11 protein-coding genes and 1 other annotated feature (1 of these 12 cut by a window edge) are annotated in these 12,202 nt (G+C 42.4%); of the genes, 4 read left to right on the forward strand and 7 right to left on the reverse strand.

The window, feature by feature from the left end; all coding sequences use genetic code 11:
• Positions 1–191 (reverse strand) — a binding site (T-box leader) (it extends 53 nt beyond the left edge of the window).
• Positions 192–504: 313 nt separating this feature from the next.
• Entirely contained in the window at positions 505–696 is a 192-nt protein-coding gene (locus CUU66_RS08975; protein WP_101641349.1) for a hypothetical protein, read from the forward strand.
• Positions 697–905: 209 nt separating this feature from the next.
• On the opposite strand, the gene ysxE is transcribed toward CUU66_RS08975, so the two are convergent.
• The 3 genes from ysxE to CUU66_RS08995 form a co-directional block, all read right to left on the reverse strand.
• Positions 906–1,955 (reverse strand): spore coat protein YsxE, encoded by a 1,050-nt coding sequence (gene ysxE / locus CUU66_RS08980; RefSeq protein WP_308302475.1) that lies wholly within the window; start codon positions 1,953–1,955, stop codon positions 906–908.
• Positions 1,956–2,082: 127 nt separating this feature from the next.
• A complete protein-coding gene (gene spoVID, locus CUU66_RS08985) occupies positions 2,083–3,585 on the reverse strand; it encodes a stage VI sporulation protein D (RefSeq protein ID WP_180955224.1) in 1,503 nt (500 codons plus the stop codon).
• A 791-nt stretch (positions 3,586–4,376) separates the two neighbouring features.
• Complete coding sequence (locus CUU66_RS08995) at positions 4,377–4,850, reverse strand: hypothetical protein (protein WP_101641352.1); 474 nt, start codon at positions 4,848–4,850, stop codon at positions 4,377–4,379.
• Positions 4,851–4,953: 103 nt separating this feature from the next.
• On the opposite strand from CUU66_RS08995, the gene CUU66_RS09000 reads away from it, so the two are divergent.
• From CUU66_RS09000 to CUU66_RS09010, 3 genes are read left to right on the forward strand one after another with little or no spacing between them, the layout of a single operon-like run.
• Complete coding sequence (locus tag CUU66_RS09000) at positions 4,954–5,292, forward strand: hypothetical protein (protein ID WP_101641353.1); 339 nt, start codon at positions 4,954–4,956, stop codon at positions 5,290–5,292.
• 3 nt (positions 5,293–5,295) lie between these two features.
• Positions 5,296–6,543 carry a glutathionylspermidine synthase family protein gene (locus tag CUU66_RS09005; protein ID WP_101641354.1) on the forward strand — a complete coding sequence of 416 codons (1,248 nt, stop codon included), beginning with the start codon at positions 5,296–5,298 and terminating at the stop codon, positions 6,541–6,543.
• Positions 6,544–6,564: 21 nt separating this feature from the next.
• Complete coding sequence (locus tag CUU66_RS09010; RefSeq protein ID WP_180955225.1) at positions 6,565–6,951, forward strand: DUF350 domain-containing protein; 387 nt, start codon at positions 6,565–6,567, stop codon at positions 6,949–6,951.
• A 472-nt stretch (positions 6,952–7,423) separates the two neighbouring features.
• On the opposite strand, the gene CUU66_RS09015 is transcribed toward CUU66_RS09010, so the two are convergent.
• The 4 genes from CUU66_RS09015 to CUU66_RS09030 form a co-directional block, all read right to left on the reverse strand.
• Positions 7,424–8,437, reverse strand: a complete 1,014-nt coding sequence (locus tag CUU66_RS09015; protein ID WP_101641356.1) for a potassium channel family protein — start codon at positions 8,435–8,437, stop codon at positions 7,424–7,426.
• Between the two features lie 143 nt (positions 8,438–8,580).
• A complete protein-coding gene (locus tag CUU66_RS09020; protein WP_101641357.1) occupies positions 8,581–9,480 on the reverse strand; it encodes an ABC transporter permease in 900 nt (299 codons plus the stop codon).
• Between the two features lie 12 nt (positions 9,481–9,492).
• On the reverse strand, positions 9,493–10,497 hold the full coding sequence (locus CUU66_RS09025; protein WP_101641358.1) for an ABC transporter permease: 1,005 nt from the start codon (positions 10,495–10,497) through the stop codon (positions 9,493–9,495).
• A 73-nt stretch (positions 10,498–10,570) separates the two neighbouring features.
• Positions 10,571–12,175, reverse strand: coding sequence for an ABC transporter substrate-binding protein (locus CUU66_RS09030; protein ID WP_101641359.1), 1,605 nt, complete (start codon positions 12,173–12,175; stop codon positions 10,571–10,573).
• Between the last annotated feature and the right edge of the window lie 27 nt (positions 12,176–12,202).

The raw sequence follows: 12,202 nt of genomic DNA on the forward strand, positions 1-12,202 counted from the left end.
AACTCACCTTATCCGGCTCTTAAAATTATATAACGGCTCTCCACCGGTTCCCACTACTCTGACACTTTGTCATTTGGCAGCAACAGCTCAAGGGTGACTTCCATTGGAGACTAACTTAAGAAACCTTTCAGCAAGCGGCTTCTCTCTCTAAAAGCAGTAATCCATGTACTTTTCCCTGTCAATGCTTTACTCGTTTATTTAATTACTCCTTATGTTACAAAAAAGAGATAGTTATAGTCAATAATCTTTTCCGATTTTTAATAAAAATATACATAAATCTACGCTCTATTAAACCTGCCTGTTAATTGCAGCATACGGCAGCCGCCTCCCGTACTAATTAACATACTCACAAAATCAAAAATGTAGGTAAGCGTATTATATGAAAGTTCAGTGATCGGGTGATGGGTGTTAAGCACAATTATCTCTCTTTAGTCATAAAATAGGGCGATCTTTATATTTTATATAGAGCGTATCTATTCACGTCTTAATAAGGGAGGGTTCCTTTTGAAAAGGAGATACAGCCCATATGCCCTGCCGCCTTGGCTCAGGTCTTTGAGGGCAGGATGCAGCCAGTTAATCATCCCGTTTAGTATCTTTCAGGGAATAAGGACTTTTCTTATTCCAACCACCTTTGATGTTCTGTTTCTCGCCATTTTAGTTCTCCTTGCTATCGCTCTTCGTCTTGAATGGATATAGGTATTGACGCCGTTCTTTTCGATCAGGTTAGAACCCGCAGGCGAAGACGAGGAGGCTCACCGCGGAAAGCGAGCATGCCTTGCGCTCCAATCAACCTCTTGTTCAAAAGCAACAAAATTTGCGAAAACAGCCTTTTTTAAAAACAGGATCGTACTAGTTTTCAGGAAAAAAATCAAAAAATTTCCCGCACACTTCTAAGTGTACGGGAATCACGTTTCGGTCTGCTGATTCTCGGCAGCCTTTTTTTGCTGTTCTATTTCTTCCATCCGCATGACTACATACTCTGTGTTTTTCAGCTGCCAGTAATTGCTCTGCAAATTCTGCAGATATCTGATTTCAGGTTTGCTTCCCTTTTTTTCATGAAAATGCTTGACCGATTGAATCAAGTGGACCGGATGAGACAGATAGGCCATAAAAAGCTCCATTTCTCCATCCCTAAAGGTGAAATATTTGAAATACGTATACAGCCACTCTACACAGTCGGTATTCATAACAGGATATGTTTTTGATGAGTTGACTACAAAAGGCAGCAGGTCGGCATGCGGAGAGGCTATCCTGGAATTCTCGAAATTTATAAAATACCCATACCCCCGGTCATCATAGACGAAATGCCTTGTCGATACCTTCCCATGGGCGATGACCGTTCGTACCTTTTCCAGTTCCTTCGTTTTTTTAAACCACTCTTCGAATTTTTTGATTGAAAAATCTAATGCCTGCAAAAAATCGAAATAATATAAGCAGTACATCAGCTCAAAAGGGGACATGTATATTTTCCGCTCACATACTTTCAGGAATTCCTCTGCAAATTCTTTATGCTTTTTCCACTCTTCAATTGTCTTCTCGTAATGTTCCTCCCGTTCCTCCTTCTTTACTTCCATGTCTTTGACAGATAGAGAATGAAGCCTTGCAAGCTCCCTGAACATCTGCTTGTGTTTTTCATTTCTCTCACTGTTTGCCTCATTTGGCAGCCAAGGCATCAAATAATACAATTTATTTTTGTGGAGCACTGCGTATCTGCCATCATTTGACGGGAAAATGGGTACAATGCGGTTATATCCTCGCTGGTATATGCGCTGGACATTTTGGATAAAATCCACCCCCTGCTTCGGAGGTATCGTTTTCAGGGCAAACACCCCGTTGTTGGTGTACACTTTCATTAGTCTGCCGAATGTCTCAGCATAGTGTACCTCCAGGTGATAATGACTCATGATTTCTTCTATATCTTTTTTGGAATTCTCGCTTATAGTCACGAGATTCACACACCCTTCTTTTTGCACAACAACAGCAGAACAACTTATTACTAAGGAATGAAGTATAACCAATACATTTTTCTAAAAGGAACAAAGGCAGGGCAGGATCCTTCCGCTGCACCTGCCGAATATCTTATTATCTCTTTTGGCTTACAGGTTTTGAGGGAATATACAGTACTTGGCCTTCCGAGATTTCACTTGCCGAATCCAGTTCATTTAAGGAAAGAATCGCATTAGCACTAATTTCATACCGGCTCGCCAGCGAGTTCAGAGTGTCTCCCTGCTGAACCAGGCAAACCTTCACTTTTATATGTTCCTGTTCCTCTTTCCTTCCGAAGAAATCAATAAGAGAAACCGATTCCTTCGAACCTTTAGAAGACTGGCTTTCTTTTTCCTGAGCGGCCTGAGAGCGCTCACGGACTAAAGGAGCGGTATCCTCCTTTTTTAGTTCTTGAACGGGTGCTGAGCTAACAAAGTCAGCCCTTTCCTCTGGTTCCTGTTCATACACGGCAGCTGGCAGGGGAGTCTCTTGTTCCTCCTGCTGCTCCACTGTGAGCTCAGGCTTGCTATTCACCGGCACTTCATCAGGCAATCTTGATACAATTTCTGATTTTTGCTGCTTAGGCTCTGCCTGCTGGACTGGCAGTTCAAATGTACGTCCAGCCTTTTTTTCCTCGGAAAAGAAAACCTGCTCAATTGGCGGCGCTTGTGTTAAACGTTCATTTTTTTCTGTTTCGGGTGCGTTCTGGGCTGATACCTCCTCCATCCGGAGCACGGCCTCTGTTCGCTCGGTCGGACTGACAGCCTCTTCTACTGCTTCTTCTGACGGAAATTCAGATTCACTTGCTGCTTCTATTGTCCTGATCGGCTCAGGTTCGGGAACTTCTTCTGTTTCTAGCTGAACCTCCTCTTGTACTGCATTCTCATGAAAAATGGGAATTTCCTGCAGCTCTGGCTCTGTATTTTCCTCACGTTTAAATAAAGAGGATATCGTTTCAGGAGCTGACTCCTCCTCGGGAAGTTTCTTGGCTTCCGCTTCAAAAGGAGTATATAAATCCGTATCGGGAGGGGCAAAAATGGAAGAATTGTAGTAATAGGGACTGCTTCCGCTTTCTACCTCCACTTCGGCGACTCCAGAAGGTGCTGAGCGATACAGGAGTTCTTCTTCTATTAATTCAGCTTGAGGCTCAGGTGCATTTTGCTGCTCTCCATATATCCCGGAAATCATGAGCTCTGCACAGAGTGTAAGGCAGTTCCTTTCAGGCATGGAATAATCAAAGGAAGAGATGGTAACTGATACATCCTCCAGTGACGAAATCCTATTGGCCGGTATTGTAATGTCTACTGGAAAACTATGCTGGAATTCAAATAACCCATCTTCTCTTTCCTCAAACGTACGAATAGTCTTTGGCGAGACAAACGAAAAACTCTCATCTTCTTCCCGGATGCTTGATTGTTCCCTTTTATATTCACCTGCTAAAAAGAGTTCTCCTTTTATAACTACATATTGGTCCATATCCTGAACCGTTACATTCGGATCTAGCGATAATGAATATAACTCTTCAACTTCCTGTCCTTTTTGGAACCATATGGATTCTTCCACGGAAAATCGCAAAAGTGAATTGTGATCACTGGCCATCATCTTTCCTCCCTCCAAAATTACAAGGCTTGCATATATATCCATACAATTTATGAACTCGAGGGAAGAAATATTACTGATCTATCAAAAGGAATCCTGGGTTATTTATATTGATCTTGGTGGTGCCGCCTGAGGGAATCTATAGCGGGTTTCTTTTGTAAGAAGGATTTTTGTTCTCTAATGATGGAAGTTTGTCTTAAGTAAAGGCTGTTTTCGCAAACTTTGTTGTTATTGAATAGGGGAGTTGATTTCCACTTCAGGATGCTCGCGGACCTTAGGGGCGGGCGGCTTGAGCCTCCTCGGCTCCGCCTGTGGGGTCTCCCCTGATCGAAAAGCGGAGGACGGTGCTTTTCAAGAAAAGATCCATCCGAAAGCTGAATGATGATCTTTTTTTAATTAGAGGCAAAACGCTAAAAGAAAAGCAGACACCTGATAAAGAAGACTTGCTGATTGGCAAGCGACAGCGAAGACAGAACCTTAGTCGCCCTTACCACGCTCCAACCGCCACGTCCTGTGGCCCCGCCTGGCTCGCACATCCTGTGCTTCGTGCGTTAGCCCGGCATAAGACTAGCGGCAGTAAAAGGCCGATTTTTCCTTTTAATGGCGATTGGCTTATGACTCGAGGGTCTAAAGCCTTGTAGCTGGATCAAGGAGTCTCGCACCTTACGTTCCAATCAACCTGATTAACAATAGGGTAGGTTCACAGAACTTATTAAAAAACAACAATCTTTTAGAAAAGAGCCTAAGTAAAACAGCTGATGAGTATGGAAAAGGTTTTGAAATTAACGGTTTTATTTATGGATCTTCAGCCCTGTCCGCTTTCCATAGAACACATAATTCCCTCGATCTTCGTCAATCTCGGTATACATTAATTCTAGTTCGTGAAAGGTATCTTGTTTTCCGCAGTCCTTAGTATATATAAAATCACTTTGTAGATATTTCAGTGCTTGGGCGTGATATTTAAATTCAAGAACCTCAATTAGCGGTGACGAATCTCGGCTTATAAATTCCCGGATTTCAAGAGTGATTCCTTTATACATTCTTTCGTCTGGAAACGGAATATTGCTTCCTTCTTTTTCAACGTATAATATACAGTTTTCATAAGGCTCTACTGCAGACGATACAACTCTGTATACCTGGCCGGCCTTTATGTAATATTCACACGACATGCGGCACGCTAACTCTGCTGTATCCAGATTTTTATACTGAAATAAGGCTGGATAGCCATCAAAGCTGTCATTCAGACGATACTCTAAATTTTCCACATCCAACACCTTCCTAAATGCTAAATAATATGTAATAGTTAAAATACTAATTTTTTCTTATTTAAGAAATATAATAAAGGTAATCTTCAGTGGAGGGAAGTCTATGGCTCAAAACAATAAAACCGAAAAACTCGTAAAAGGGTTGTTTGCTGGTTTGCTTGGAACTGCAATGACGGGCTGTTCTTCTGATCAAGCCGACCTTCCGCCAAAACCGGATACCGAAGAATGTTCAGATTGGGATTGGGATAGTGAGGAAGGTGTGTATTCCTGCGATGAACGTAACTCCCACTATTATGGGCACTTTTGGTACGGAGGATTTTTTTATGGCTCGAGAAACGCACTGCATTCCAGTTCAGCTTATAACAAATATAAATCCAGCCCGTCATTTAAAGGTGGCAGCACCGGTTTTGGCAGCGGCAGAAAAGGCGGCTTTGGAGGATAACAAATGATAGACCTGGAAGCATACCGGTTAAAACGAAAGAACTTTTATAGCAGCATCGATGGTTTTTGGCCTGATTTATACGGAAAAGAATATAGTTTATTTGGTACATACTCTATAGCACATTCAGAAGTACTGAAAATTAACAAAATCACAGACCGGCTCGGACAGATTTTTACAAGGATGGCTTCATACTTACGGGCTGCAGATGATGCCACTTTATTGGAGCTTGGAATTCCTAAGGAAGCATTGATGGTCATTAGGATCAATGCAATCGGGATTGATAGTGTCATAGCGAGGCTCGATTTGGTAAAAACCAGCAAAGGCTATAAGCTGCTTGAAATCAATAGTGACACACCTACCTTTATTGTTGAATGCTTTAAAGTCAATGGGCTGGTTTGTAATCATTTTAAGGTGAAAAATCCTAATCTTCATTTAGAAGAATGCCTTGCACAGGCTTTAAGAAGAGCGATCATAGAGAGTGCCAAAAGCATTCACTCAATGGATCCACATGTCGTTTTTACAGCACACGCTGATAATATCGAGGACTGGAACACGGTTTCCTACCTTAAGGAACTTTCTCAGTTTCAATCATACCTATGTCCTCTAGATTCCCTGTCCATCAATGAGGAAGGGATATACGATGATAGAGGCAAAAGGATTGATGTATTATACAGGCAGACCTATCCACTTGAGCATTTAGTTCACGACACTGATCCTGAATGCGGAGAAAAAATCGGTATCCAGCTTCTTAGACTGGTCAAGAACAGGAAGCTTGCCATCCTCAATCCGCCATCTGCTTTTCTGCTTCAATCCAAAGCTCTGCAAGCTTTAATATGGGGGATAGCTGAAAGTGGTGCCGGTTCGAAGATATTCACATCAGAGGAACTTCATTGGATTCATTCATACATGCTCCCCACCTATTTAGAGGCTGATCCTTTCTTAAATAAAAAAGCTTTTATACGAAAGCCAAGCTTTGGAAGGGAAGGTGACTCCATCGAGATATTTAATGAACAAGGAAAATCACAATATAAAGAAAAACTGCAGACCTATGAATCAGAGCTGCCAGTGTATCAGGAACTTGCCGATCTGCCTGAGGCTGAGATCATGACAGCTCAGGGTCCCGAAAAGCTGAAATTTTTAATGGGAAGCTTCCTTATTGGAGGAAAGGCCAGCGCAATTGGAATCCGGGCAGGCCGAGCTGTTATCGACAACGATTCCTACTTTTTGCCCGTCAGCCTAAAAAAAGAGTAAAGGAGATCAGCCATGGAACTGATTCTTAATTATTTTGCTTATTTTGGGGTAGCAGTGGTCCTGTTAGGAGCAGGTATCGTGCTATTTGAAATCACTACTAAAGTAAAGGAATTTGAATTAATCTCCAAAGGAAATAAAGCCGCCAGTCTGGTTTTAACAGGGAAAATCCTGGGACTTTCGGTGGTTTTATATTCATCAATATCTAATTCAGTTTCCATTTATGATTTGATTATATGGGGTTCAATAGCCATCATTACCCAAATCCTGGCCTATTATCTCGCGGAACTTCTTTCTCCTAAATTCAATGTTCACGATGCAATCAACAATGACAATCAGGCAGCAGCCCTTTTACTGCTGGCTCTCTCAGTTGCAATAGGCCTGATTGTCGCGGGATGTTTGACCTACTAAAGAAGATGGCTGGATGGGTCATCTTTATTTTAGGCTCTTTTGTAAAGGCTCTTTTCTAAAAGATTGTTGTTTTTTAATAGTTCGGTGAACCTACCCTATTGTTAAACAGGTTGATTGGAACGTAAGGTGCGAGACTCCTTGATCCAGCTGCAAGCTGAGACCCTCGAATCATAAGCCAATCAGTCCATGAGAAGAAAAACCGCTTCTCACGGCCTGCTCGTCTTATGCTTATCGGGTCTCTGCCTGCCACTTTGTTTACCATTTTATATTTATTTGGATTAACACTGAGCTTTTAATATTTATATGTTGGGCAGGCACCGCTTTCCGCTTTTCTGTGCGGGAGCAGCGGGACAGGTGAGACCCCACAGGCGAAGCCGAGGAGGCTCAAGCCGCCCGCCCCGCGGAAAGCGAGCATCCTGTAGTGGAAATCAACTCCCTTGATCAAAAAACAACAAAGTTTGCGAAAACAGCCTTATTTTATTTTTTCAAAAGTGGCTTTGTCACATAAAACCATCAGCCTGGCACCCTCAGGAATTGCAAGGTCCAATTTCCGCGCTATGCTCAAATCCTTTCCATCCGCTATTAAATTAGCACCTCTTGCTGCTAAATACTGGTCGGCATCCCTATATGTCACCCATTCCTTCTTCCTGGCAACTTCCCATAAGTCTTCATTGTCCTGTGAACTTAAGAGCTGTTCAAATATTTTGCTCGACCCTTTTTGAATGGATGACTTGGCCATGAGATAGGAAACCGAATCCTCGGAAAGTATAAAGTCATCCACTCTGGCATGGATGAAATTCTTTTTATGTGTATGCTTTAAGATTTCCACGACTGTATAAATCTCCCGGTTATGAAGAGTTCCGTAGCTTTCTATGGATGAGGCAATCAACAATGTATGCCCATCTGCCAGTACAGCGTCATCAATTTGGGGAGGAGCCAGGATAAGTACTGAATCAGATTCTAATAAATTGGCAGAGTCAAAGGTTCGGTAATCGGTCGGATCACCCTGGATGTAATGAATTCTTTCTTCCTTCATTGGCTGCTTTTCCAGCTTCTCCATCAGAACAATGTCTCTTTCCGTAGAATGCAAGACTTCGTCTATGACTTTTTTTGTTTTATTAGACCAGCCAATTATAACCACATGACCCTTACCTTTGTATTTCAATTTCCCTTCCTCCTTTAAACGATGATAAGTGCCAAATAAGCTAATCACATTACCGATTACGACAGAGATCAAGCCAATCCCAAAGATATATAATAGAACCCCAAATGTCCTGCCTTCTGCTGTCTTTGGATAATAATCTCCGTACCCGACTGTAGTGACTGTAGTCATCACCCACCAAAAGCCTTCGAATGTAGAAGGAAAGGTCTCTGGTTCAATTAGATGGATCAATACTGAACTAAGGACAATCAATAGAACACCCAGCATTCCGATCGTAAAGGAATTCGCTTTTATCCTGCCCAGAAGTCTCAGTAATAGGTTCATGTGTTCTCTCACCTCCGCAGTTTTTTTGTTTATATATATTAAACCATTACCTGCTCTATTCGAGCCTGTACTAGTTATTAAAGACTTGCCAGCCCGAATTTTTACATAAAAAAACAGCAGTTAAAATGCTGTTTTTTTATCCATTAATTTTTCATTCTAGGATCCAGAGCGTCCCTTAAGCCGTCTCCCATCAGGTTAAAGCCTAATACGGTAAGCATAATAGCCAGCCCCGGAAATAATACGGTCCATGGGGCATCAAGGATAAACTCACGTGAGTCCGCTAGCATTTTTCCCCATTCAGGTGCAGGCGGCTGGGCTCCCATACCCAAGAATCCCAATGCAGCTGCTTCAATGATAGCTGTTGCAATTGCAAGGGTGCCTTGCACAATGATTGGAGCAAGGCTGTTTGGCAGGATGTGATGGATCAGTATCCGGCTGTCAGTCATTCCTATGGCTTTTGCAGCGGTTATGTATTCTTCTTCTTTAACGGTTAGCACCCTTGACCTGAGGAGGCGTCCAAAGGTTGGAACATTGATAATAGCAATGGCAATCAATGCATTTCGCAATGACGGCCCAAGGACTGCCACTACTGCTATTGCAAGTAAAATACTTGGGAAAGCAAGTAGAATATCAAAAAATCGGGAAATAATAGTATCCACCCATTTCCCATAATAACCAGCAATGATGCCTAGAAATGAACCCACAATTACAGATCCGGCCACAGAGATGAATCCTACCCCAAGTGATATCCTGGCTCCATAAATAACACGGCTCAGGATGTCTCTCCCAAACTGGTCTGTACCAAACAGATGCTCAGATGATGGAGGCAGATGCTTGTCCGCAAGTTTCTGGTCGGCGAATTCGTATGGTGCGATGAAATCAGCGAACAAAGCGATCAATATAAAAAATAGCACAATCGATAATCCAACAATGGCCAGCTTATTTTTTCTAAAGCTTTTCCATGCCTCTTTCCAGGGGGATACTGCCTGCTCCTCTGCTATAGGAGGAACCGCGGGAGGAGTGCTGTGTGCAAGTTCTGCCATCTTTATTCCCTCCTATTTATACTTGATTCTTGGATCAATCGCTGCATACAGCAGGTCAACCACCAGATTGATTAGTACGAATATGGCCGCCACTACAAGGATACCGGATTGGATCACGGGATAATCGCGGTAGGATATTGCTTCGTATATATAAGTTCCTATGCCAGGCCAGCCGAATATCGTTTCTGTTAAAATAGCTCCTCCAAGAAGAAGGCCAGTCTGCAGCCCTATTACTGTAACCACCGGAATTAATGCATTCTTTAATGAATGTTTGTACACGACCCAGAACATTTTCATTCCTTTTGCCCGTGCTGTCCGAATATAATCTGATCTCATGACCTCAAGCATGGAGGAGCGTGTCATTCGGGCAATAATCGCCATCGGGATGGTTCCAAGTGCAATACCCGGGAGAATTAAATGTCTAATAACTTCAATAAATTGGTCAAATCTATTATTCAATAACGAATCTATTAAATAGAAATTTGTAACAGCCTCCACAGGATCTCGTATATTATCCCTTCCTGTTGTTGGCAGCAGGTCCCATTGAATGGCAACTATGTATTGCTCCATTAATCCCAGCCAGAAGATCGGCATAGAAACACCAATCAGTGCGACGACCATAGCCACATAGTCGAACCAGGAGTTTTGGAACCAAGCGGAAATGATTCCCGCATTAACCCCTATCACGATGGCGATCAGCATAGCCACTAATGAAAGTTCAATGGTAGCCGCAAGATATGGCCATATTTCCTCTGAGATCGGTACTCTTGATTTTAATGATACTCCTAAATCACCCGTGAAAATCCCGGATAAATACTCCCAAAATTGTGTCGGCCAGGGCCTGTCCAGACCGAGCTCCTTGGTTAAAGCCGCCATGGCTTTTTTAGTTGCCTGCTGGCCTAATATAATCTGGGCTGGATTGCCAGGTATGGCACGAATCATCATAAATACTATGAAAGTCATTCCGAGCAGGACTGGAATAAGTGCAGTTAACCGCCGTATAGTATAAGAGAACATATCCGTTCACCTCTTCCTAAAACATCATAAGATCAGGGAGTATGAAGAGATCCATACTCCCTGATCCACTTAATTAGTCTACAGAAACGTCTACGAAGGATTGAGACCCAGTTGGATGCGGAACAAATCCCTTAATGCTGCTCGAACCAGCCAGCTGCGGCTTAGAATGAACAAGCGGAACCCAAGGAGCATCTTCATGGATAAGGACTTGTGCCTGTTGGTACAATTCATTACGTTTATTCTCATCTGCAGTAGACTGCGCTTCTACCAGCAATTTATGAACTTTCTCATTGCTGTAACGGGCATAGTTATTTGATCCAATCGTATCTTTATCAAGTAATGTATAAAGGAAGTTATCGGCATCTCCATTATCTCCTGTCCAGCCAAGCATAAATGTTGGTGCTTCACCTGCTTGAACCTTCTCAAGATATGTTCCCCACTCAAACGTCACAATCTTTGCATCGATATTCACTTGTTTAAGGCTTGCCTGTATAGCTTCAGCAACTTTTTGACCGGAAGGCATATATGGACGTGGTACTGGCATAGCCCACAGGTCCATTTTAAACCCTTTTTCCAGTCCTGCTTTCTTCAGCAGTTCTTTTGCCTTTTCTACGCTATATTCATAATCCTGAATGTCGTCATTGTATCCGCTGACTGAAGGCGGCATTGGATTTTTAGCCGGCTCTGCTGTACCTTCAAAGAAGTTTGTAATGATATCCTGCTTGTTGATTAAATGGCTGATTGCCTGGCGGACCTCTTTCTTATTAAACGGTTCTTTCTCTGTATTAAATCCGAAATAGCCGACGTTCATAGACGGACGCTCAAATAACTGCAGTTTGCTGTCCTCTTTAACTTTAGGCATATCACTTGGATTTAAGCCATCCATCAAGTCAATTTCACCTTTAATCACTGCATTTAAGCGGGCTGAGTTATCCTTTATGACCTTAAACTTAACACCAGCAAGCTTAGGCAGTCCCTTTTTCCAGTATTTATCGTTCTTTACCACTTCAATCGTGTCATTCTTTTTCCAAGATTTGAATTTAAAAGGACCTGTACCAACAGGATTTTTTGTGAAATTGTCCCCATCTTTTTCAAATGCAGTTGGGCTTGCAATAGCAAAAGGGCTCATCGCCAGATTTTTCAAGAATGGAGCTTGAGGGCGTGTCAGAGTAAATTCAACAGTTTTTTCATCAACCGCTTTTACTTCTTTAATTACGTGGCCTTCATCACCTTCAAATCCGCCAAACATAGAAGGATAGTAAGCAAATTTTGCCTCATCTTTGCTTTTTGCCCAGCGCTGAAAGTTTTTTACAACCGCTTCTGCATTAAAGTCCGTTCCATCATGGAACTTAATTCCTTCATTTAAGGTAAAAGTATAAGTCAGGGCATCCGGTGAAATTTCCCAGGATTTTGCAAGTGATGGTTCTATTTCAGTATTATCTTTCCCATAGGTTACTAGATTTTCAAAAATCTGTTCCGTAACAATAAAGGATTCTCCCTCTGTTGTCACAGCCGGGTCAAGAGCTGTCGAATCGCCGCCCCGTCCATAAATAAGGGTGTACTCTTTTTCACCGCTGCCGCCTTTTTCACCGCTGCCGCTGTTTGAAGAACTACAGCCGGACAGTACAAGTGAAAAAGCAAGCAGACAGGCAAATACATACCATAAACTCTTTTTCATATTTCTTATCCCCCTTTGAAATGATGG

This window comes from Peribacillus deserti, assembly GCF_002863585.1.
In the GTDB taxonomy this organism is placed as follows: Bacteria; Bacillota; Bacilli; order Bacillales; family DSM-1321; genus Paraperibacillus; species Paraperibacillus deserti_A.

Bases quoted from the DNA above. Each gene is read 5' to 3' on its own strand.
- CUU66_RS09000 (WP_101641353.1), top strand. From the start codon at position 4,954: ATGGCTCAAAACAATAAAACCGAAAAACTCGTAAAAGGGTTGTTTGCT.
- CUU66_RS09025 (WP_101641358.1), bottom strand. From the start codon at position 10,497: ATGTTCTCTTATACTATACGGCGGTTAACTGCACTTATTCCAGTCCTG.
- CUU66_RS09020 (WP_101641357.1), bottom strand. From the start codon at position 9,480: ATGGCAGAACTTGCACACAGCACTCCTCCCGCGGTTCCTCCTATAGCA.
- spoVID (WP_180955224.1), bottom strand. From the start codon at position 3,585: ATGGCCAGTGATCACAATTCACTTTTGCGATTTTCCGTGGAAGAATCC.
- CUU66_RS09030 (WP_101641359.1), bottom strand. From the start codon at position 12,175: ATGAAAAAGAGTTTATGGTATGTATTTGCCTGTCTGCTTGCTTTTTCA.
- CUU66_RS09015 (WP_101641356.1), bottom strand. From the start codon at position 8,437: ATGAACCTATTACTGAGACTTCTGGGCAGGATAAAAGCGAATTCCTTT.
- CUU66_RS09005 (WP_101641354.1), top strand. From the start codon at position 5,296: ATGATAGACCTGGAAGCATACCGGTTAAAACGAAAGAACTTTTATAGC.